Annotated in this window: 18 protein-coding genes (1 of these 18 only partly in view); 11 read left to right on the top strand and 7 right to left on the bottom strand. The window is 69.5% G+C overall.

What is annotated here, in order from left to right:
• Positions 1–56: 56 nt before the first annotated feature.
• The 4 genes from WME97_RS12175 to WME97_RS12160 all read left to right on the top strand — a co-directional run bounded on the left by WME97_RS12175 (position 57) and on the right by WME97_RS12160 (position 6,605).
• On the top strand, positions 57–1,031 hold the full coding sequence (locus WME97_RS12175) for a hypothetical protein (RefSeq protein WP_437552068.1): 975 nt from the start codon (positions 57–59) through the stop codon (positions 1,029–1,031).
• 369 nt (positions 1,032–1,400) lie between these two features.
• A complete protein-coding gene (locus WME97_RS12170; RefSeq protein ID WP_437552067.1) occupies positions 1,401–3,674 on the top strand; it encodes a tetratricopeptide repeat protein in 2,274 nt (757 codons plus the stop codon).
• A 264-nt stretch (positions 3,675–3,938) separates the two neighbouring features.
• A complete protein-coding gene (locus WME97_RS12165) occupies positions 3,939–5,147 on the top strand; it encodes a pyridoxal phosphate-dependent aminotransferase (protein WP_437552066.1) in 1,209 nt (402 codons plus the stop codon).
• 270 nt (positions 5,148–5,417) lie between these two features.
• Entirely contained in the window at positions 5,418–6,605 is a 1,188-nt protein-coding gene (locus tag WME97_RS12160; protein WP_437552065.1) for an ATP-binding protein, read from the top strand.
• 37 nt (positions 6,606–6,642) lie between these two features.
• On the opposite strand, the gene WME97_RS12155 is transcribed toward WME97_RS12160, so the two are convergent.
• Positions 6,643–8,211: an FAD-dependent oxidoreductase gene (locus WME97_RS12155; protein ID WP_437552064.1), complete on the bottom strand. Its 1,569-nt coding sequence runs from the start codon at positions 8,209–8,211 to the stop codon at positions 6,643–6,645.
• 16 nt (positions 8,212–8,227) lie between these two features.
• Positions 8,228–9,376 (bottom strand): polysaccharide pyruvyl transferase family protein, encoded by a 1,149-nt coding sequence (locus WME97_RS12150; RefSeq protein WP_437552063.1) that lies wholly within the window; start codon positions 9,374–9,376, stop codon positions 8,228–8,230.
• 536 nt (positions 9,377–9,912) lie between these two features.
• Here WME97_RS12150 and WME97_RS12145 point away from each other — a divergent pair.
• Positions 9,913–10,749, top strand: a complete 837-nt coding sequence (locus WME97_RS12145) for a hypothetical protein (protein ID WP_437552062.1) — start codon at positions 9,913–9,915, stop codon at positions 10,747–10,749.
• A 32-nt stretch (positions 10,750–10,781) separates the two neighbouring features.
• Here the strand turns inward: WME97_RS12145 and WME97_RS12140 are convergent, their stop codons facing one another.
• Positions 10,782–11,636 carry an SDR family oxidoreductase gene (locus WME97_RS12140; RefSeq protein ID WP_437552061.1) on the bottom strand — a complete coding sequence of 285 codons (855 nt, stop codon included), beginning with the start codon at positions 11,634–11,636 and terminating at the stop codon, positions 10,782–10,784.
• A 138-nt stretch (positions 11,637–11,774) separates the two neighbouring features.
• On the opposite strand from WME97_RS12140, the gene WME97_RS12135 reads away from it, so the two are divergent.
• From WME97_RS12135 to WME97_RS12110, 6 genes are all read left to right on the top strand, one after another.
• Positions 11,775–12,689, top strand: a complete 915-nt coding sequence (locus WME97_RS12135; protein WP_437552060.1) for a LysR substrate-binding domain-containing protein — start codon at positions 11,775–11,777, stop codon at positions 12,687–12,689.
• A gap of 165 nt (positions 12,690–12,854) precedes the next feature.
• On the top strand, positions 12,855–14,174 hold the full coding sequence (locus WME97_RS12130) for an ATP-dependent 6-phosphofructokinase (RefSeq protein ID WP_437552059.1): 1,320 nt from the start codon (positions 12,855–12,857) through the stop codon (positions 14,172–14,174).
• A gap of 138 nt (positions 14,175–14,312) precedes the next feature.
• Entirely contained in the window at positions 14,313–14,756 is a 444-nt protein-coding gene (locus tag WME97_RS12125; protein ID WP_437552058.1) for a hypothetical protein, read from the top strand.
• A 300-nt stretch (positions 14,757–15,056) separates the two neighbouring features.
• The gene (locus WME97_RS12120; protein ID WP_437552057.1) at positions 15,057–16,562 is read left to right on the top strand and encodes a hypothetical protein; all 1,506 of its coding nucleotides are present in this window, start codon (positions 15,057–15,059) and stop codon (positions 16,560–16,562) included.
• Between the two features lie 8 nt (positions 16,563–16,570).
• Positions 16,571–17,989 carry a hypothetical protein gene (locus tag WME97_RS12115; protein ID WP_437552056.1) on the top strand — a complete coding sequence of 473 codons (1,419 nt, stop codon included), beginning with the start codon at positions 16,571–16,573 and terminating at the stop codon, positions 17,987–17,989.
• Positions 17,982–18,839: a class II glutamine amidotransferase gene (locus WME97_RS12110; RefSeq protein WP_437552055.1), complete on the top strand. Its 858-nt coding sequence runs from the start codon at positions 17,982–17,984 to the stop codon at positions 18,837–18,839. The genes WME97_RS12115 and WME97_RS12110 overlap by 8 nt, the downstream gene beginning before the upstream one ends.
• On the opposite strand, the gene WME97_RS12105 is transcribed toward WME97_RS12110, so the two are convergent.
• The 4 genes from WME97_RS12105 to WME97_RS12090 form a co-directional block, all read right to left on the bottom strand.
• Positions 18,836–19,489, bottom strand: a complete 654-nt coding sequence (locus WME97_RS12105; protein ID WP_437542332.1) for a transposase — start codon at positions 19,487–19,489, stop codon at positions 18,836–18,838. The genes WME97_RS12110 and WME97_RS12105 overlap by 4 nt on opposite strands.
• Positions 19,486–19,974, bottom strand: a complete 489-nt coding sequence (locus WME97_RS12100; protein ID WP_437541932.1) for a helix-turn-helix domain-containing protein — start codon at positions 19,972–19,974, stop codon at positions 19,486–19,488. The genes WME97_RS12105 and WME97_RS12100 overlap by 4 nt, the downstream gene beginning before the upstream one ends.
• A 199-nt stretch (positions 19,975–20,173) precedes the next feature.
• Positions 20,174–20,548, bottom strand: coding sequence for a zf-TFIIB domain-containing protein (locus WME97_RS12095; RefSeq protein ID WP_437552054.1), 375 nt, complete (start codon positions 20,546–20,548; stop codon positions 20,174–20,176).
• A 155-nt stretch (positions 20,549–20,703) separates the two neighbouring features.
• Positions 20,704–21,700 carry the 3' portion of a hypothetical protein gene (locus WME97_RS12090; protein WP_437552053.1) on the bottom strand. Its footprint extends 803 nt past the window's final position, so only the last 997 of its 1,800 coding nucleotides appear in the window; its start codon lies off the right edge, out of view; the stop codon is at positions 20,704–20,706.

Raw genomic sequence — 21,700 nt, 5'->3', positions numbered from 1 at the left:
AACATCGGAGAACTCGCGCTGCGACGTTGGCGTATAGTATACCCTCTACCAATGCCATGAAGCTGCTCAGGTACGACAAGCCTGTTGCTACGATCTTCGACCTCCTTGGACGGAAAGAGGACGACATGACCTACGCGCTCGGGTACGTCATATCTCGCTCGCCGAGGTTCATGACTGAGCTGATCCGTGCCATTGGCGGCGACCTTCCGACCGCCGAGGGCGCCGTGCGGCTGCAAACGTCGGACGAAAGCGGTCGCACCGACGTCGAGCTCGAGGTCGGTGATGACCTCTATATCGTCCTCGAGGCGAAACGCGGCCCGGAACTTCCGTCTATTGCTCAACTTCGACGGTACATGCCCCGGTTAAAGAACAAGACGCGGAACTTCACACGCCTCGTCGCGGTAACGAACACTCCATCCGAATTCGCGCGAACCGCGCTTCCGGCGAGCATCGACGGCGTAGTCGTTACCCACCTAACGTGGCGCGAGGTACGGGACATCGTGAATCTCGCACAGCCCGACGAGACAAATCACAACAAGCGACTGCTCAAAGAGTTCAACACGTACCTCACGGGGATTCTTGGCATGGAGGTCACGCGCTCGAACATGGTCTATGTCCTATCACTCGGCGCCGGAGGCGTCTGGGGGCTGAACTTCAAGGAAGTTGCACTCAAGCACCGTCGGTACTTCTATCCGACAAAGGGACACTGGCCACCACCGCCGAACTATTTGGCGTTTAGGTACGATGGCCGGCTCCAATCAATACACCATGTGGAAAAGACACAGGTGTTCACGAACCCGCACGACATGTTCAAAGAAGCTCAAAGCCACATCATCGATCCGCACTACCTGTTCTGGCTTGGCCCAGGGATTCTGCCATCGCGGGAGGTCAGGAATGGCTCCAAGATCATGAGGGCCATGCGGGTGTGGTGTATGATCGACACACTGCTCACCTGTGAGACGATTACCGAGGCATGGGAAGAGACAAGGCGCCGCCTCGGAGACGAAGGGCAAGACCAAGCAGACGAGTAGGTCAGACGAGCATTCCCCGTCCGCTCTGTCGGGGCCCGGCGGTTTGGCAGATGCAGCACCCAAGGTGCACGCTGGCAGCACTCCGTCGTCGGTCGGGATGGCAGGCGCGGCGCGACCAGAGACGCACCCGCTGAGATGGGGGATGCGTGACGCTCGAGGTGAGGAGCCCAGGCGCAGCCGCGGAAGGCGTCGACCTTGACGTAGGTCTGCCGCCCGGGGAGCGCGGAGGCCGCCCTGGAACGCGAGGTGTCCAGGGGTAGGATGCCTCATCGCAACGAGAGGCCCACGAATGCACGGAAGAAACGCGCAAACTGACGCCACAGAGGTGACCGATGCTCCAGAAGGGCGCCGTCCTGGTACCCTCCGCCCGTGGCCACCGCGCCCGCACGCCTCGACGTCTTCATCTCCTGTGCGCCCGCGCGTGCCGATCAGGAGCTCCTCCAAGCGCTCGAGGCGCACCTCTCGGCGCTTGGGCCCGACGTCTCGCCATGGCACCGCGGGCGGGTCACGGGCGGCGAGGAGCTGGAACGGGAGGCTGCGTCCCAGCTCGCGGCGGCTCGGCTGATCCTGCTCTTCGTGAGCGCAGACTATCTCGCGTGCGGCGTATGCCGAACCGAGGCCGAGCGGGCGCTCGCGCGGCACGCGGCGGGAGTGGCGCACGTCATCCCGCTCATCGCGCGGGCGTGCTCCTGGCAGGGCGCCTCATGGTCTCGGCTGGCGGTGCTCCCCGTGGGCGGGCGACCGGTGGCGAGCTGGCCTGACCGCGACGAAGCCTGGGCCCATATCGTGGATGGAATCCGGGCCGCATGCAGGCTCGTGGGCGACGTGACGGCCACCGCGGCGATCCGCCCTCGGGCGCCTCTCGCGCATCCGGCCGCGCAAGCCCCTGCCCTTCCCGCTCCGGGATCAGCCTTGCACCAGCTTCGTTCGCCACCGGCAGATTTTACCGGGCGTGAGAAGGAGCTCGCCGACCTGCGCGCGAAGCTCGGCCCGGGAGGCGCCATCGTCGCAGGAGTCACAGGCCAGGGCGGCGTGGGAAAGACTGCGCTCGTCCTGAAGCTCGCGCACGATCTCCAGGTTCGCTATCCCGACGCTCAGCTCGACATCGACCTGCGCGGCGCTCGTTCCGACCCCCTCACGCCCGCCCAGGTGATGGCCGAAGTGATCCACGCTTTCGATCCCACGGCGGAGCTGCCCGATGACCCGGAGGCACTGGGACGAGTGTATCGCTCTGTGCTCCACGGCAAACGCGTGCTCCTCCTGCTGGACAACGCGCGTGACCGCGCCCAGGTCGAGCCCGTGATGCCACCGCCCGGAAGCCTCCTGCTCGTCACGTCCAGGCAGCACTTCACCCTGCCCGGACTCTACGCCCGGCGTCTCGGCACGCTGGACCCAGGTGAGTCCGTTGAGCTGGTCCGCAGCATCGCTCCTCGCCTCGACGAAGCTGCGGCTGCCGAGCTCGCGAGGCTCTGCGGCTATCTGCCACTGGCCATCCGAACCACCGCGAGCGCGCTGGCCGAACGAGTAGATCTCAGACCCGCTCGGTACATCGAGCGGCTCCGTTCCATTCAAAACCGGCGGGAGCTCGTGGATGCGGTGCTGTCGGAGAGCCTCCACCTGCTAAATGCCGGCGTTCGCACATTTTGGTTCCACGTGGGCGTCTTCCTGGGCGACTTCGGCGTGGAGGGCGCCGCTGCGGTTGCTGGTACGACGCACGACGTGGCCGCCGACGCCCTCGGCGAGCTCGTCCAACGGAGCCTGGTGGAGTGGGACGGAGCGTCCGAGCGCTACCGGTTCCACGACCTCGCTCGCGACTACGCGCGTTCGCACCTGGACCCCGGGGAACGGTTCGCCGCCGAGGGGCGACACGCAGAGTACTTCCTTCAAGTCGTTCGGGCTGCGGATCACTCTCACCAGCGGGGCGAAACAACGTCCCTCGATGTGCTTGCTCTCCTGGACCGTGAGTGGGGCAACATCAGCATGACGCTCAGCTGGGCTGCCGCGAACGCGGAGCACGATGACGCCGTGGCGAACGTCTGCTGTGATCTTCTGCTGCTGATCCCCTATTCGCTCCGCACCCAAAAGCCGGTGCTCGAGCAGATCCCATGGTACGAGGCTGGACTCGCCGCGGCACGGAAGTTGGGTAGACGCCCCGAAGAGGGCCGGCTCCTCGCGGAGCTAGGCAACGCCTGCGCCGCGCTCGACGACTGGCAGAAAGCTATAGAGCTCTTTGAGCGAAGGCTCACCATCGCTCGACAGCTCGGCGATAGCCAGGGCGAGCGAGAAGCGCTCGGAAGCCTGACGCACCTCTATCTTCGCGCGGGCAAGGAGCGGAAAACCATTGAATACTACGAGCAGATCCTTGCGATAGCGCGGGAGAGCGGAAGCCGGAAAGAGGAAGGCGAGACGCTCGGCAATCTCGGGCTAATCTATGCCCGCCTGGGAGACCTATCAAAGGCCATCCAGTGCTACGAGCAAGCGGTCGCCATCGCTCGCCAGCTGGAAAATCGGGAAGAGGAGGCGGTAGCAAGCAGAAACCTGGGGCGCGCCTATGAGCAGCTGGGAGATCTACCCCGCGCCAAAGCGGCGATGCAGGTCAGCATCGACTTCGAGCGTGCCATCGATCAGCTCGACGGCGGATAGCGAATGTGACGCCTCGGTGGCGGCAGCCGGCGTGAGGGCGCGCGCCAGGCCGGCCCACGAGCGCCTGCGGTGGAGAACATCCGCTTCGTGAGTCGATCTCGCACCGCGGCCCATCCTCCCCCTGTTCGCGCGCCTTCGCACACAAGTTCCGGGATCGCGCCTCTCGCTCTTCCTTCTTGCAACTGGCCAGCGAAGGTGGCCTCCTGAATCACGGGGACGAATCGCCTGGTTGATGCTGGTTGAACACCACGAGAGGAGCGCCCCATGCAGCCTCGAACGACAGCGAGCGAAGGACTCGACGCCCCGGATCGCCGGTCCGGCGCGCCGCCCATCGACATGGCGCTGAACCACGGCACCTACTGCTCCGAGCGGTGCGCCGACGTCCTGCGGCGCCACGCCGGCAACATCTCCCTGCGGAGCTATCCGGCCGGGGACAACGGAGACCTCCGGCGCGCGCTCGCCGCCGACGCGGGCGTCAGGCCGGAGAACGTGCTGGTCGCCAACGGGAGCGGCCCGCTGCTCAAGACCTGCATCCCGTTCCTGATCGAGCGCGAGATCAGGCGTTCGGCGATGCGGACCCTGCGCTATTTGCTGAAGCGCACGGCGTATCCCATCATCACCACCCGGCTCACCTACTCCAAGGTGCCTGCCTCCGGCGTCCGCGTGGGGCTGCGATGCGAGCTGCTCCCGCTCCATCCGGAGAACGGCTTCGCGCTCGACGTGGGGAGGCTCGAGTCGCGCCTCTCGCGGCAGGACGGCCTGGTTTACCTCTGCAACCCCAACAACCCCACGGGCAACGTCCTCATCACGCGGCAGGAGCTCGGTCCGCTGCTCACCCGGTTCCCGGACTCCCTCTTCTTCATCGACGAAGCGTACGTGCACTACCTCGAGGAGAGCCCGAACACCCGGATGGCGGACCTGGTGCTGCGCCATCCCAACCTGATGGTGCTCCGTAGCTTCTCCTTCGCCTACGGGCTCGCGTCGGTGCGCGTGGGGTACGCCATGGGGGACGCGAAGGTGGTGGCGCAGATGGAGGCCAAGATGACGCCGCACCGCGTCGGGCAGCTGGCCGCGGAGCTCGCGATGGCGTCGCTCCAGGACGGCGGACACCTCGGATTCGTCCGGCATCAGACAGCGAGGGAGCGGGCCAGGCTCATGGCGGCCATCGGAGCGCATCGCGCGCTGGAGGCCTATCCGTCGCAGACCAATTTCATCCTGTGCCGCGCGCGCGGGGCCTGGTCCGGGGCGAAGATCCACGACGCGCTGCTCGCCCGAGGCGTGAAGGTGAAGGCCTTCGAGCCGTTCGGCGACGAGCGATACGACGACTACTTCCGCGTGACCGTCGGCCTTCCGGCGGAGAACACCTGCTTCATCGAGCAGCTCGACGCCCTGATGAGCCCGCGCCGCAGGGAGGAGCCCTCCAGGACGGCGGCGCCTGCGGTCCGCCAGGTCGAGCTCTCGGAGCTTGCTTAGCCGAGAATCGGCTCAAGGTTCCGGGGCATGGAGCCCAGAGGACCGAAGCCCTCCCCAGCCTGCCTGACCGGCGCGCAGCGGGAGATCCTGGAGCCGCTGGCACCAGCGCCTGAGCCCGCTCCCCGGCCTGCAGGAAGCATGCAGAGCAGGTGACGCTCCCACGGCGCACGTTCGATCGGCTCCCACCTCGGCTACCTGGCTCCGTCCGGCTCGTGTTTCTCCTGGGGGGCCTTGCGGGATCCATGACAATGGCCAGCCGCGCCGCGCCGGATGACGAGGCGCATCGACGTCGATGGGGGGAGAACGCACGTGAGCCACACGTTGTCGCGCATCACGGTCCTGCTCCGTGAGCGAAGCGAGGAGATCATACGCCGGTGGATAGCGCGCCTGCGGAGTGAACCGAAGATCCCACGGGCCCGTGAGCTCACCGATGAGGACTTGAGAGATTACACGCTGAAGCTCCTCGACGACCTCATCGACTCACTCGCGCAGGGCTCGCAGCCGGGCGCGCCGGACGGAGCCAGCGGCCCGGAGATCGGCAGCTCGGAGGCCGCCAAGGTGCACGTCTCGCATCGCATCGCCGAGGGCTACTCCCTCGCGGAGGAGCTGCGCGAGCTCGGCCTCCTTCGCGCCGTGATCGTGGACCTGTGCGCGCGGGAGGGGGTGGTGCTCGGCGGCGAGGAGGCCCAGCTCGTGCACTCGGCGCTCGACGAGGTGATGATCACCGCGGCCGTCGAATACGAGCGCGCGAGCTCGGCCGATCTCCGCCGTGACGTCGCGCTCCACGAGCTGTTCATCGCGGTCCTCGGGCATGACCTGCGCAACCCGCTCTCGGCCATCCGGTTCGCCACCGCCGCCCTTCTCAAGCGCGAGGACGTCACGACCGCCGCCGCGAGGCTCGCCCAGCGCATCGCCGCGAGCACGGACAGGGCGGTGCGGATGGTCGAGGAGCTGCTCGACCTGACGCGCATCCGCTCCCACCATGGTCTTCCGGTCGAACCGGAGCCCGTCGACCTCCGCGCGATATGCCAGCGCGTGGTCGAGGAGTTCGAGCTCGCCCACCCGGAGCACACCATCCGCTTCACGGCCCACGACGACGGGTGGGGCACGTGGGATCCAGGCCGGATGGGGCAGCTCCTGTCGAACCTGATCGGCAACGCCGTCGACTACAGCCCGCCGGAGGAGCCGGTGCAGGTGGAGCTGCGCGGGCACAAGAAGGACGTCGTGATCGAGGTGACGAACCGCGGGACCCCGATCCCGCCCGAGCTGCTGCCCGTCCTCTTTGATCCGTTTCGCCGGAGCGAGCAGAGCCAGCGGGTCGTACAACGCTCGAAAGGGCTCGGGCTCGGGCTCTTCATCGTCAAATCGATCGTCGACGCGCACGGAGGCTCCATCCAGGTCACGAGCACGCTGGAGGAGGGCACCACGTTCCGCGTCAAGCTCCCCCGCTCGTCGTAGCGCGGTCGCTTCGCCGACACACGCCGTGGCGCGGCGCTCAGACCGGCCTCAGCGCCGGCCAGGCCAGCGCGATGCCCTCGCGGACCAGGAGCGCCTGGAACTCTTCGCAAAGCGAGCTCCGGGCACGCACCTGCCGCGGCAGCACGCGGCGCTCCAGGCAGAACGTCGCGAGCAGCCCCGCCGCCTCGCCGACGCTCCACTCCACGGGGTGGACCCGGTAGGCGCCGTTCGTGATGTGCGTGACGCCAAGGTTCTTCCCGCCCGGCAACAGGTTCTCCACCCGCACCGGGATGAGCGCACCCAGCGGTATCTGGAAGGGCCAGCAGCCGAGATCGAGGTACCCGGCGCCCCCGACGCGCGGGTGCAGATCGATGCGATAACACCCGATCCCGACGCTCTCCTCGAACGTCGCAGGGCCGTCGGGCCGGAGCGGATACGCGATGTGCTGCTCCAGCACCGTGAGCTCGGCCCGGATCCGGCGGGACTCGCGGATGTAGGGCGCTGGCGCGAGGCCGTCGACCGTGCCGCCGACCACGTCCCCGCGGAGGCGCAAGCCTGGATATCCGACCCCGCCGTCCGGGCGAGGCGCCTCGGTCTGCATCCAGTACAGAAGGCTCAGGCTGAGGTTCCGCGCTGCATCCAGGTTCCGCGCGGCCTCCGCCTCGTCGACGCCGCAGACGGGCCCGAACCAGTAGTCGTTCTGTGGCCAGTTCACGATGGTGACGTCGCTCGGCGCGAACCCCGCTTCGAAGACCGTCCTGTCGAGGATCCGCCGGAAGCTCCACCAGGGATGCCGGTCTTCCGCGGCGAACAGACCTCGCGTCAGAGGCTCGAGTGTATCGGGTCGAACCGCCGTCCAGTCCAGCAGCCGACCCGGCCAGCCGGGCGGCTCGAGGGAGCGCCAGCGCTCGTACTGAGAGGGCCTGTCGATGGTATGGTCCTCTCCAGGGTGGTGCTCGATCGCAAAGCAGACGGTGATCGCCTGCTGGGCCCCCGGATCCGCGCGCTCGGGGGCGTGCGGCTCTCCGGTCTCCGCGCGCGACTCCGCCCCGAGCGCGTGCTCCACGCCAGCGAGCGAGAGGAGCTCGCCGTGAGGCGTGGCGTCGATGAAGAGGTCGGCCACGAGGAGGACATCGCGCCCCGATTCGAGCCCTCGGACCACGACGCCGGTCACCCGATCGCCGTGCGTCGACGCCGAGATGGGCCGGTGAGCATGGAGCGCGACGAGGCGCCCGTTGAGCCGGTACGGCGCGATCATCTCGTGCAGGACCGCCACCGCGACCCGCGGATCGTGGCACAGGCGGCTGACCCAGCCGTTGCCGGGGTTGAGCTCGCGGAGCGCCCTGGCCGACGCGGTGAGCGGGAGATGCCTGCGGTAATACTCCCGGATCCCCTGGCGCAGCGCGCGGTAGCTCCGGGTCGCCCCCATGTCCTCGATCCACGGGTGCTCGTCCGGAGGGACCGCCTGGTTCGTCAGCTGGCCCCCGAGCCAGCGAGTCTCCTCCGTCAGGACGACGCGGCGGCCCGTCCTGGCCGCCGCGAGCGCCGCCGCGCAGCCGCCGAGCTCTCCGCCGATGACGGCGACGTCGGTCCGGATCACCTCCATCGCCAGCTCCCCGCGCTCACGCGCTCTTCCGCGCCGGCTGCGCCGCCGGAGCTCGCCGCGCGAGGAGCTCGGTGACGAGCTGGTTGGTCTCCCTCGCCCTGGCCTTCAGGCCGGGGAGCAGCCGGCGGATCTTCGCGCGGATCTCGTGACGCGTGTCCCACGAGCGATCGAGCCTCGCGATGAGCTGCCCGGAGCTGATGGTCCCGAGGGGCGGGGTCTCCATCTCGAGGTCCTCGATGAACCCCGCGACCTTGGACGCGTAGGGCAGCGCGACGAACGGGGTCTCGCGGAGCGCCGAGAAGATCAGGAAGTGGAGGCGCATGCCCACCACGAACTCGAGGTGCCCGACGAGGCTGAGGATCTGCTGCGGCGTGTACCGGCGCCTCAAGACCTCTGCCCGCTCGGCGTTCTTCATGTGGGCGACGACCGCGTGGCTGTGCTGCACGTCCGTCCGTTCCATGGACACGAACACGACGTCCGCGTCGAGGCGCTCGACGACGAAGTCGGCGGCGTTGGCGAGCAGGCCATAGTACTCGTCAGGGTCGATGTCGGGCGCCGCCGGGCCCGGCTCCCTGACGGAGAAGCCGACGAGGTGCCGCTCGAACTCGACCCCTTCGGCCCGGATGGCCTCGATGGGCAGCGCCTCCTCGCGCAGCAGCAGGGCCGGATCGGCCGTGAGGCGGATCTCGCGATTCACCCCCACCTCCTCGAGGAGGCGACGTCCCTGCTTGTCTCGTACGGTGACGATGTCCGCGGCGTTCAGCGCCGCCCGCACGGCTTGCTTCGCGCTCGGGTCCGACAGCGGCCCGGCGCTCACGGCGTAGATCACGACGGGCACGCCGCGCTCCTCCGCGATGAGCGCCTCTCTCAGATAGACCGGCGCGTCCCGATCGTACAGGATGCCTCCCCCGCCGAGGACGAAGAGATCCAGGCGCTCGATCTCGGCGGTCGATTCCATTCGTGTGAGGTCACGAACGGGGACGACGCGCTCCACCTGGTGGCGCATCTTCGTGTCCTCCGGGCACAGCGAGAACACGGTGATCTCCGCTGGTATCGACGCCCGGAGCTGCGTGACGATGCCATCGAGGATGGCCTCGTCGCCGAGGTTCATGCCGCCGTAGGACCCTGAAATCCCGACCCGGAACGGCTGGTTCGCCTTGTCCATCGTGGGCTCCTCCCGCGAGCGCCTGCGCTCGATCGCCGCGCCGTCACGTCGCGTCGAGCGCGGCCCTCCGCCAGCTGCGACCTGCTCGGTCGTCCGAGATCGTCAGCGCAGCGCAGGACCTTGCCACGGCGGCGGCGAGGCGCAATGTCCGCCGGCGGAGGACGCACCATGGGACACGCGCAGGCGCGGGCGACCCGGAGTGGATCGAGAGAGCCAGGCGACGAGGCGCGCCCGGCCAAGGGGCTGCGCGCGGTGCGAGCCGCGGCGCGGGTCGCGCCGGCCGTGCCTGTGGGTGATGTCGTGGAAGAGGCCTGTCAGCAATCCTTCCCTGCCAGCGACCCGCCCGCCTGGACGCCTGCGAGAGCCGGCCTGCCGCGCGACGACCGGCCAGAATGCCCCGACCCGGGATGACCGTCCCCGTCCGCACCACCGCGCGGATCTCGCCGTCATCGCACGGATAGAGGCCGGTGTCCGGGACCGGCGCGCGCTCGTCGACGCGCGCCTCGAGAGAACGGTCATGGTAGCGTGACCTGCCGATGCTTCCGCGCCCCCTCGCCTTGCTCGCCCTGTGGACCTGCGGCTGCGCCCCGGCGCTCTCCACGCTCCAGCCGGCCCACGTGGCCGAGAAAGGCCATGTCCAGGCCGAGCTCGGGCTCGACGTCTCGATCCCGACCGGCACGCTGGCGTCGATGGTGGACGCCGGCGTCGTGCTGGCCGACGCCGCGGAGTCACGAGAGCTGTCCGAGGCCGAGCGGCAGGCGCTCTTCGAGGCGGGCGGCGCGCTCGCGTTGAACCCGCCCTCGGTCACGCCGCACCTCGGCATCGGCTACACCGCGCTCGATCGCTGGGAGATCAACCTCCGAACGACCGGCAGCGCGTTCCGCCTGGGCACCCGCTACCAGCTCCTGAAGAGCGACAGGCACGGCGTCGATCTGACGGCCGGCGCCGGCGTCGGGCGCTACGTGATGGAGTTCCCCGTCGGGAGCATCCTTGGCATCGTCGAGCTCGAGGACTTCACGCGATGGCAGGTCGACCTGCCGATCCAGATCGGGAAGGCCGGCACGTGGTACCGGGTCTGGGGCGGCCCGCGCCTGATGTTCACGACCTTCGACACCGCGCTCGTCCTCGACCTGCCCGCCTTCACCGGCTATCCGGGCGAGCGGGAGCTCGCGTCGTTCTCCGGCACCGGCTTCTACGTGGGCGGCCAGGCCGGTGTCGCGCTCGGCTATAAACACGTATTCTTCGGCTTCGAGCTGACGATGGCGGAGATCTTCTCGAGCGGTGAGCTCACGGTGCTCGGCCAGAGGGCGGTCGCGGTCGACCTCGACAGCTTCATCGTCTACCCGTCGGTAGGGCTGATGGCTGAATTCTAGATCCAGAGCACCGGACGATCGACGCGCGCACCTCAGCGGAGCGCTGCCGCGTGGTCCTGCGCGAACCGCTCGAAGCCGATCGGCTCACGCCCGGTGACGTCCTTCACCGCCGAGGTCACGCCGGCGCCGGCGCCGCTCCGGTAGAGCCGGTTGAGGTCGATCATCGCATCGGCATAGAGATCGGGGATCCCGCCGGCGACCATACCGGCCTTCGCCGCCTCGTCGGACACCGCCACATAACGCACCTCCTTGCCGAGCACGCGCGTGAGGATGTCCGCCGCCTCGCCGTAGGAGAACGCCGATGGGCCGGAGAGCTCGTATGCCTTGCCTTCATGGCCCGAGGTCGTCAGCGCCAGCGCCGCGACCCGCGCGATGTCGCGCACGTCGATATGGCTGATCTTCGCGTCGGCCGCGGGCAGGTAGAAGGCGCCCTGCGCCCTGATCGAATCGGCCATGTAGGTCACGAAATTCTGCATGAAGCCGTTCGGCCTGAGGAACGTCCAGGCGAGGCCCGAGGCCTCCACCGCGCGCTCTATCGGCCGGTGGATCTTCGCGAACGAGTACGCCTCGTCCCCGGCGCCCCAGACCGAGAGCTTCACGAGCCGCTTCACCCCGGCGGCCCTGGCCGCCTCGACGACCCGGATCTCCGCTTCGATCTGCCCGGCGCCGCCGGACCCCAGCAGGAACACGGCATCGACGCCGTCGAGCGCCGGCCGCAGCGTCTCCGGCTTCGCGAAGTCGAGGATCACGGCGTCGTGCCCCGCCGCCTTGGCCCTCTCGGCCTTGTCGCTGGAGCGGTGGGCGACGCGGGGCTTCACGCCCATCGACTTCAGCTCATCGAGGAGGGCGCCTCCGACAGTCCCTCCGGCTCCCGTCACGAGAATCATGGGTGGTTCCTTCCTGATCGCGTGCATCGTCGTGCAATCGAGGCGCGCTCCGCAGCGTCACGCGGCGCCTGTGGAGCCAGACGATGCGCGCCGGCACCCTTTTTGACAATAGGCCACATCGGGGCCAGACTGGAACGCGTGGAGTACCAATCGGGCCGCTCGCTCGAGGAGCTCGCCGCGTTCGTCGCCGTCGTCGAGGCCAATGGGTTCACCGCGGCTGCCCGCGCGATGCGGGCGCGCAAGGCGACGCTCAGCGCGCGGGTGCAGGAGCTCGAGCAGCGGCTCGGCGTCTCGCTCCTCGTCCGGACCACGCGCTCCCTGCGCCTGACCGATGAAGGGCGCGCGTACTTCGAGCACGCGCGAAGGTCGCTCGCCGCCGCGCGCGACGCCGAGGCCGTGGTCGCGCTGGCGAGGTCGAAGCCGAGCGCGCTGCTGCGGATCACGACGTCGGCCGCGCTCGCGGGGGCGCTGCTGGAGAGCGTCGTCACGCCGTACCTGGCCCGTTACCCCGATGTCTTCGTCGAGCTGGACACCTCGGCGCGCAGGGTCGATCTGGCGCGCGAGGGCTTCGATCTCGCCATCCGCGTCGGCCCGCTCGACGACTCCTCGCTGGTCGCCCGGCGGCTCGGCACGGCGACGGGCGGCTATTACGCGAGCCCCCGCTACCTCGACCGCCGCGGCGTCCCGGCCCGCCCCGAGGATCTCGGCCGCCACGAGACGATCGTCGTCGCGCGCGAGGAGGGGCCCAAGGAATGGCCCTTCGTCGCTGGCTCGAGGACGCGGTCCATCGCCGTGCGCCCGCGCCTCTCCGTCGGCAGCTTCGAGCTGGCCGCGCAGGCCGCCGCGGCCGGCGCCGGCATCGTTCGAGCGCCCCTCTACTTCGTCCGCCCGTTCCTGTCGAAGAAGCGGCTCGTCCAGGTCCTGAAGGAGTGGACGCCTCAGGGGTTCGACGTCCACGCCGTCTTCCCGCCCGGCGGCACGCTCGTCCCGAAGACCCGTGTCTTTCTCGACATGCTGGCGGCCTGGTTCACGAAAAACGGGAGCTGCGCATGACGCGCTGTCGCTCGTGGCGCCTCGCGTCGGAACGGAACCGCGCGGCGTTACGATAGCTTATCGCTCCTGAAAAGCGGCCGAAACACGCGCCGTCCGATCATGGCAGGGTCCCCGCGGCGGTGCTCGCCGGAGGGGCGCTGTTCTCCCCACCTGGAGGCATTGCGCGTGGTGACCCCTGCCGACCTCGCCATCAAGGATCTCGGCCCTTGCCGGCACCCCTCGCCCGTCGCCGAGAAGCTCGGCGAGAAGGCCACGGTGTACGTCGGCGAGGCCGACAAGGTGCTGTTCAACGATCGCCTGTCCGCCGTCCTCGCGGACGCCTCCGGCGCGCGGCCGCCGGCGTTCGAGCTGGCCGGGCCGCGCAACCGCGTCTTCTGGGATCCGAAGGAGATGCGCGCCGGCATCGTGACGTGCGGCGGGCTCTGCCCCGGCGTCAACAACGTCATCCGCGGCCTCGTGCTCACGATGGCGCAGAGCTACGGCGTGCCGGAGATCTTCGGCTTCCGCTACGGCTACGAGGGGCTCGTCGCCCGCTTCGGGCACGCCCCGATGCGCCTGGATCCCCGGAGCGTCGAGGAGATCCACCGCATGGGCGGCACCGTGCTCGGCACCTCCCGCGGCAACCAGGACCCACACCAGATGGTGGACACGCTCGAGGCCCTCGGCATCAACGTCCTCTTCGTCGTCGGCGGCGACGGCACCATCCGCGGCGCGATGTCGCTCGTCCGGGCCATCGAGGAGCGCTGCCTGTCGATCGGGGTCGTCGGCGTGCCCAAGACCATCGACAACGACATCAAGTTCATCGACCGCAGCTTCGGCTTCGAGAGCGCCTTCGCCGCCGCCGTCGACGTCATCCGCAGCGCGCACGTGGAGGCCTCGGGGGCGAAGAACGGCATCGGGCTCGTCAAGCTGATGGGCCGCCACTCGGGCTTCATCGCGTGCGCGGCGGCGCTCGCGTCGGCGGACGTGGACGTGGTCCTCATCCCCGAGGTCCACGCGGAGCTCGACGGCCCGAGCGGGCTGCTCGCGCACCTCGAGCGCCGGCTCGCCGGCCACGGCAACGCCGTGATCGTCGTCGCCGAGGGCGCCATGCAAGAACACTGCACCTCCAGCGCGGAGCCCATGGCGACGGATCTCAGCGGCAACCTCAAGCTGAAGGACATCGGCCTCTTCCTGCGCGACCGCATCAACGCGCACTTCCGGGCGCGTGGCGTCGAGGCGACGCTGAAGTACCTCGACCCGAGCTATCATATCCGCAGCGTCCCCGCGTCCCCGTCGGACAGCGTGTATTGCTGGAACATGGCCCGGAACGCGGTCCACGCGGCGATGGCGGGCAACACCGAGATGCTGATCGGCCGGTGGCACGGCCGCTTCGTGCACGTGCCAATGCCCCTGGCCGTCCGCATGCGCAAGCAGGTCGACCCGACGGACGACCTGTGGATGGCCGTCGTGGAGGCCACGGGGCAGCCGCTCTCGTTCTGCTAGCATTCCTGGCAGGAGTCCGGCCGGGGGATCCGGAGGGAGATTCAACGCAAAGGCGCAAAGGCGCAAAGGCGCAAAAGAACAATTGGATCGGCCATCTCCCCGCGCGCCGCGGGCTCGCCCCGTGCCATCATGGCCGGCATGAAGATCTCGTTGCCCTCTCGCTCGCTCGTGCTCGCTGGCCTCGCCTGTCTCGCCGGCTGCACCAAGGAACCCGCGCCGCAGACCCCGGGAGTCGAGGCTCCGCCGGCGGCCCCGTCGGGGGCGGAGACCTCGCCTGCGGCGCAGCCCCCGCCGGCTGCCGGCGGCGAGCCGCGCGCTGCGGCGTCGGAGCTTCGGTGCGAGGCCGACGCCGACTGCGTGGCGTCCTGCGCGCGGGCCGGGCAGTGCTGCGACCAGCTGTGCCCGCCGTGCGACCAGGCGTTCCACCGCGACGCGCTCGCGGAGCTCCAGAAGTGGCGCGCCGCGAGCTGCGCCGCCGAGAGCTGCCCGGTCGCCAAGTGCATGGCGCCGAAGGAGGACTCGGTCGCTCGCTGCAAGGCGGGCGCGTGTGTTGTCGAGCGCGTCCCGCACATCGACCGATGAGCCGGCGCCCGGGATGAAACCTCCCCGACACCCGCACGAAACCCAGGAAACACCTTCACCCAGCGCCCACGGCGCGTTTTGCCACAGGCTGCATCCGCGCCACACCGATCGAGCTCGACGCCAGCGGGCGGCGGTCTCCGGCCTCCTTCATGTCGAGACCGCCGCCCGTGGCCCTGCGCTTGCATTGCGCGGCGCGTAGGGCGCGGGAACATCGCGATCCCGGCGGCGAGCTCTCCTGGAGCCCACGGCGCTCGCCGTGCTGGAGGACGGACCCTCGCCGGCATCGCAGCGGGAGGTCCCTTGGGCATCGAGATCCAGCAAGACCACTTCAAGACCGTCGATTATCGGCTCTTCAAGACGCGGCTCCAGCAGAACCTCGCGGCGCTGGAGATGGTGCTCGCCCGGCCGGGGTTCGGCCACGGGGAAGCCACGATCGGCGCCGAGCTCGAGATGTTCCTCGTCGATCGCGAGGCGCGCCCCGTGCCGATCGGGGCGGAGATCGCGCGCGCCGCGGCGAGCCCGATGATCACGCCGGAGATGGGCGCGTTCGACATCGAGCTCAGCACCGAGCCGGTGCCGCTCGCCGGCAGGCCTCTCTCGGCGCTGCGCGAGCAGATGCGCGCGACCGTCGAGGCGATCCGCGAGCGCGCGGCGGCGCGGGGCGCGCGCGTGGTCCCGGTCAGCATCCTGCCGACCTTCCAGCGGCGCGACTTCAGCCCAGCGACGATCACGAACCTGCCCCGGTACCGGGCGCTCGCCGCGGGGCTCTGCAGGCTGCGCAGGGCGCCCTTCCACATCCAGATCGACGGCGCCGAGCCGCTGGAGCTCACGTCGGACGACCCCGCGATGGAGGCGGCGAACACCGCCTTTCAGATCCACCTCCGGGCCACGCCCGACGCCTTCGCGCGGCTGTTCAACGCCGCCATGATGATGACCGCGCCCGCGCTCGCGGCCTCGTGCAACTCGCCCACCTTCCTCGGCCACCGGCTGTGGCACGAGACGCGGGTGGCGGTGTTCAAGCAGGCCGGCGACGATCGCCCGCCGGCGCCCGGCGCGGACTGGAAGATGCCGGCCCGCATCGGCTTCGGGACCGGCTGGGTGCGCGACGGCGCGGCGGAGCTCTTCATGGAGAGCGTCGCGCTGCACGAGCCCATCCTCCCCGTGTGCGGCGACGAGGACGTCGTCGGCTGCGCGCGGGCCGGCGGGATACCGCAGCTCCACGAGCTCCGCCTGCACCACGGCACCGTCTGGAACTGGAATCGACCGGTGTACGATCCGGCCGGCGACGGCCACTTGCGGATCGAGCTGCGCGCCTTGCCGTCCGGGCCCACGCTCGATGACATGCTCGCGAACGGAAGCTTCCTGCTCGGGGGCATCCTCGCCCTCGCGCCCTCCATCGCAGAGCTCCTGCCGTCGTTCCCGTTCGAGCTCGCCGTGAGGAACTTCTACCATGCGGCGCACTACGGCCTCGACGCCGAGCTCGTCTGGCCGGCCGTACCGGGGGCCGCGCCGAGGTGCGTCCGCGCGCGCGATCTCCTCCTCTCGCTCTTGCCGCGGGTCGAGGAGGGCCTCGTGACCGCGGGGGTCGACGGGGACGAGGCCCGCCATTATCTCCAGATCTTCGAGGCGCGGGTCGCCAAAGGCATCACCGGCGCCACATGGCAGCTCCGCGCGCTCTCGGCGCTGGAGATGGGCTCCGCGTCGCGTGAGGAGGCGCTGAGGAAGATGCTGGAGCGGTACATGGCCGAGGTCGACTCCGGCGCGCCCGTGCACGCCTGGGGGACCCCGCGCGCGGGCGCGACATGAGGTCGCCGATGAGCCAGGACGCCACGAGATCCCTCGCGGAGCAGCTCGACGCCCGGCTCGCCGCGCCGGGGGCGATGGACGCGGCGCGGTTCGAGGCGTTCCTCGAGGCCCAGCGGCGGCTCGGGCTGGTCCACGGCGCGCGCCCGCTGTGCCGCTATCTGCGGCCCTACCTCATCGCCGAGCAGGACCTCGCCGCGATCGCCCGCGCGGCCGAGCAGATCGCCTCCGCGCTGGAGAGGGTCGCGCAGCGCGCGATCCGGGACGACTTCCTGGCCGAGGAGGTCGGGCTCTCGGCGGACGAGCGCGCCCTCGCCGCGATCGTGCCGGGTCCGGGGCCGCTCCACACGGTCGGGCGCCTCGACATGCTGATCACCGACGGCGGCTTCTCCTTCATCGAGTACAACGCCGACTCCCCCGCCGGCCTCACCGACCAGATCCTCGTCGAGCGGACGCTGATGGCGCTCCCCCACCTCGCGCCGCTCCGCGACGGGCACGGCCTGCGCACGCCGGCGCCGCACCGGGCGCTCCTCGGCGCCCTGCGCGAGGGCTACGCCGCGTGGGGCGGGCGCGAGGCGCGGCCCGCGATAGCCATCGTCGACTGGGCCACGGTCGACACCTCGGCCGAGCTCAGGGTGCTCGCCGACCTGTTCTCGGCCGAGGGGCACCGGACCACGATCGTCGATCCGGACGAGCTCACGTACGACGGCCGCCGCCTCGGAGCGGGCGGGGAGCGGATCGATCTCGTCTACCGGCGCGTGATCACGCAGGAGCTCATCGGGCGGCGCGGCCTCAATCACCCCCTGATCCGCGCCTACTGCGATCGCGCGGCGTACGTGGCGAACTCGTTCAGGATCAGGCCCCTCAACAAGAAGGCGGCGTTCGCCGTGCTGAGCAACCCCATGTTCTCGGGCCTGTTCACGCCCGAGCAGCGCGCGGCCATCGCGGAGCACGTCCCCTGGACGCGCCGGGTGACCGCGGGCCGCGCCGCGTGGCGGGGCCGCGAGGTGGATCTCGTCGAGCTCCTCCTCGGAGAGCAGGAGAGCTTCGTGCTGAAGCCGAACGACGAGTACGGCGGCAAAGGCGTGCTGCTCGGGTGGACGGCGACGCCGGCGGCGTGGAGAGAGGCAGTCCGGGCCGCCGCGGATCAGCCCTGGATCGCGCAGGAGCGGCGCCGCCCGCGCACAGCGCGCATGCCGACGTTCCGCGGCGGCGCCGTGGAGGAAGAGCAGGTCTATTTCGACCTTTGCCCCTTCGTCTTCGCCCGCGGCGTGGAGGGCCCGCTCCCCACCTTCACCACGCGCATGGAGGGCGCCATGGTCCGGCTCTCGGCCTCGGAGGTCAGCAACGTCTCCGCGGGAGGCGGGGTCACGGGGCTCGTGATCGTCGACGGCGCGCGCGCGCCGCGGGAGGATGCCCGTCATGTGTGAGCTGCTTGGCATGGTGTCGAACGTACCGACGGACATCGTGTTCTCGTTCACGGGGCTCGCGCTCCGCGGCGGGCAGACGGGGCCGCACGCGGACGGCTGGGGCGTCTCGCTGTACGATGGGCTGTTCGCGCGCACGTTCCTCGAGCCTCACCCGGCCTTCTCGAGCCCGCTCGCGCGGTTCATCCGCGAGAACCCGATCCACACGGCCCTCGCCATCGCGCACGTGCGCAAGATGACGCGCGGGGGAGCGGCCCTGAAGAACACGCACCCTTTCATGCGGGTCCTCCACCGCCGGCACATCGTGTTCGCGCACAACGGCACCTTGCCCACGGTCAGGGATCGGAAGCTCCACGTCGAGACGCCGGTCGGCGACACCGACAGCGAGCACGCCTTCTGCATCCTCCTCGAGGCGATCCGGAGCGCGTTCGGCGAGAGGTACCCGGGCGACGCGCGGGAGCTGGGGCGCCTTTTGTACGAGCTCGGGAACGAGCTCGGCGCCGATGGCGTCTTCAACTTCCTGTTCGCGGACGGCGAGCACCTCTTCGCCCGCTGCGGCGACCACCTGTCCTGCATCCTGCGCCAGGCCCCGTTCGGCGAGGCCACGCTCGTGGACGCGGATCTCAAGGTGAATTTCAACGACCTCCACGGCGTCGGCCCCGACGCGCGGATGGCGGTCGTGGCCACTGAGCCGCTCACGCGCGACGAGCTCTGGCTCAAGGCGACGCCCGGCACGCTGTGGGTCTTCCGCGCCGGCGAGCTCCTGGCGACGTTCCCCGAGGCCCGTGAGGACTCCGGCCCCGAGCTCCCCGGGCCGAGCACGCTCCCGGGAGCGGACGGACGGGCTCCTTAGAGCGATTCGCGATTGGGTTTGGTACAGACCGTGCCCCTCGAGCTGGGCGTTGGCGGATCCCGAGCGCGACTTTTGCGAGGCGTGCGAGCCCGCGGCGCACGGCTCCGAGGCGTGCCCCTGCGCTGCGGTCTGGGACGAGGAGGTCGGTCGAGGTAACCCGCATGGCGGAACCAGCCTTCGGCGTCCTTCGGCGTCACCTGGTGGAGGGCCCTGTCCATCGCGTCGAGCACGCCCACCACGGTCCGCTGCCCAGCGGTGCGGAGGGTCTGCTTGATCTTGCTGCCACACTCTTCCACCGGCGAGAAATCCGGCGAGTAAGGCGGCAGCGGGTGGTAGTCGGCACCCGTCGCCTCGATGGCCGCGCGGACCTCGGGGTATAGATGTGGCTTGAGTCGATCCACGAGCACGATGTCGCCAGGCCGCAGCACCGGAGCCAGATATTCCTGGGCGTACGTCTCAAATCGAGGACGATTCATGGCGCCTTCGAAGACCACCGGCGCCACCACCCCCTGCAGCCCCAGCCCGAGCACCAGCGTCAGGTTCGGGTCCGCGTTCGCCGGCGCCTTGCCGTAGGCCCGCTGCCCGCTCAGGGCGTAGCCATAGAGCCGGGTCATGCCCAGGTTGGCGCCGAACTCGTCGACGAAGATCAAGCGGCGCGCATCTGTGGTCCCCGCCCAATTTTGAAAACTCGCGCGGGCCTGTTGAACGTCCGGGCGGTCTTGCTCGCTGGCACCCAACGTCCTTTTTTTCGGGTGATCCCCATCCGGTGCAGCGTACGGCTCATCGTCGAGACGCTGACGTGCACATGGTGACGCTGCTCCATCTGCTCGATCAGTTCCGCCAATGTCCGGTCGTTCTTCTCTTCCAGCAGCTTAATCAGTGCCCGCTCGTCCGTCTCGTCGAACTTCCGTGGCGTGCCGCCGCCGTGCGGACTCGGCGCGAGGTCGCCCGTGGCGCGCAGCTGCGTGAGATAGTTCTGCACCGTGTTCGGGGCGACCTCGAACCGCTCGGCCAGCTCCCGGATACTTCCTTCACGGTTCTGGTAGGCGTCGATGATCCGCTGCCGCAGATGGATGCTGTACGGGCCCATGCGGTAGGCAGCAGCATCAGCGATGCCACCGTCCCGCCCGACCATGCTCAGCTTGTACCAAGCTCAACTGCAAATCGCTCTAGAGCGGTTCCCGCCCCCGCCTCTGGTGCACGCGACGCAGAGCGGCGGTCTCCCGCACAGGAGACGGGTCCAGATCGGCGTTTTCGGTGCGGAAGCGCACTCCTGTGCGCTGAGCACCGAAAACGACGAGATGGGCCCGTATCCGAAGCGGGTGACCGCCGCTCTAGCCGCGCGGGCGCGCGAACAGATCCCGGAAGAAGTCGCTCAGCGTGTGCTCCTTGTAATCGCGGAACTCGCCGGCATCGAAGTAGACGCCGCCGCAGACGCTGCAGTTCTCGTACCAGATGTGCGACTGCTGCGGGTCGACCATGCGCACCATCGGCGTCGAGCAGCGCGGGCACGGCACCCGCCGGATCTGGTTGTTCTTCCGCCCTACCGAGGGGTCGCCGGTGTCGATCTGCTGGGAGCCGTCCATGGCCTTGAGGGACTCCTTCTCGCGGCTGTCGAACCAGATCCCGCCGCACGCCGTACACCGGTCGACATCGATCCCGCCGAAGGTGACGATATCCATCGAGGCCGTGCATTTCGGACAGTTCACGTCATGCTCCAGTGCGGCGTCCGCCGCGGTCGGGAGCGATGGTATCAGACGCCCCGGATCGCGGGAAGAGCGTCGATCGCCTGGCTGGAGACGGTCGGCGGCATGCACGGTCGCCGGGCAGCGGGCAGGCTGCGTCGACCGCGCGGCGCGCGACGTCATTTCGAGCCCATCTTCTCCTTCACGATCTGCTGCAATCGATCGAAATACGGGCTGTCACGCCGGACGGCGATCCCGAACTGGGATGTCCCGAGCTTCGACTTCGAGTAGACGACATAGCCGGACATCTCGCGGTGGGCCGTCAGATCCTCGGTCATCTGCACGTAATGAGGGTGTGGCATGTAGATGAGATCGGGCTTGTAGGCCTCGAAGAACCTGTCCGCGGAGAACGGCTCGAGCGCGAAGCGCCGGTCGTTGAGGCCGGCCATGTCGATGATCGTCTTGTTGAGGTTCATCGCGCCGAGCATCCCGACCTCGGTCGTGGCGATGACGAGGTCGTCGGGGAGCTTCGAGACGCGATCGATCGCGAACCAGTATTTCTGCGGTCCCGAGGTGCTGCCGTGCTTGACGATGTTGAAATGCCCGAGCCGCTTCGCCGCGACGGCGCCGGCGAGGTCCCTGCCTGCCGCGGCGAGGGGAGCCGACAGCTGGAGCCAGAGGATCGCCAGCGCGGCCACGCCGGCCAGGGGCAGGGCGGCCGGCGCGGGCTGGCCGATCGCGTCGGAGAGCGTCCGCGCGAGCCGGGCGGCGCTCCGGCAAGCGAGGTAGATGAGGCCTGGCAGCGGCGCGTAATAGAACCGCTGCGAGAACCCCATGATCGGCACGACGAACAGCCACGAATACGCGAGGCACAGGAGCGTCGCGGCGAGGACCCCTTTGTCGAACGCCGAGGACTCCGCCCAGAAGGCCCGGGGGCCGCTCCTCCTCCCCTCGCCTGCCGGCGCGCCGGGCCTCGCCTGCCGCGCGCCGAGGCCCACGAGCACGTCGAGCGCGATGACGGTGAAGAGCGGCCAGAAGAACTCGAGCCAGTCGACGAGATCGATGGTCGGCCGGCCCCGGTAAGCGCGGAGGATCCCTGATCCGTAGAGGTTCGTCGACTTGGCATAGAACGGCAGCGGCAGGGGCGAGCCGAAGTACAGCTTGGCGGCCGCGAGG

Source organism: Sorangium sp. So ce367 (assembly GCF_051520455.1).
GTDB classification, from domain to species: domain Bacteria; phylum Myxococcota_A; class Polyangia; order Polyangiales; family Polyangiaceae; genus Sorangium; species Sorangium cellulosum_B.
This window is presented reverse-complemented; position numbering and strand designations above follow the sequence as displayed.

Excerpts from the sequence above, each read along its gene's own strand:
- WME97_RS12160 (WP_437552065.1), top strand. The coding sequence starts at position 5,418 with ATGACGAGGCGCATCGACGTCGATGGGGGGAGAACGCACGTGAGCCAC.
- WME97_RS12155 (WP_437552064.1), bottom strand. The coding sequence starts at position 8,211 with ATGGAGGTGATCCGGACCGACGTCGCCGTCATCGGCGGAGAGCTCGGC.
- WME97_RS12125 (WP_437552058.1), top strand. The coding sequence starts at position 14,313 with ATGAAGATCTCGTTGCCCTCTCGCTCGCTCGTGCTCGCTGGCCTCGCC.
- WME97_RS12165 (WP_437552066.1), top strand. The coding sequence starts at position 3,939 with ATGCAGCCTCGAACGACAGCGAGCGAAGGACTCGACGCCCCGGATCGC.
- WME97_RS12100 (WP_437541932.1), bottom strand. The coding sequence starts at position 19,974 with ATGGTCGGGCGGGACGGTGGCATCGCTGATGCTGCTGCCTACCGCATG.
- WME97_RS12145 (WP_437552062.1), top strand. The coding sequence starts at position 9,913 with ATGCTTCCGCGCCCCCTCGCCTTGCTCGCCCTGTGGACCTGCGGCTGC.
- WME97_RS12150 (WP_437552063.1), bottom strand. The coding sequence starts at position 9,376 with ATGGACAAGGCGAACCAGCCGTTCCGGGTCGGGATTTCAGGGTCCTAC.
- WME97_RS12175 (WP_437552068.1), top strand. The coding sequence starts at position 57 with ATGAAGCTGCTCAGGTACGACAAGCCTGTTGCTACGATCTTCGACCTC.
- WME97_RS12115 (WP_437552056.1), top strand. The coding sequence starts at position 16,571 with ATGAGCCAGGACGCCACGAGATCCCTCGCGGAGCAGCTCGACGCCCGG.
- WME97_RS12140 (WP_437552061.1), bottom strand. The coding sequence starts at position 11,636 with ATGATTCTCGTGACGGGAGCCGGAGGGACTGTCGGAGGCGCCCTCCTC.
- WME97_RS12110 (WP_437552055.1), top strand. The coding sequence starts at position 17,982 with ATGTGTGAGCTGCTTGGCATGGTGTCGAACGTACCGACGGACATCGTG.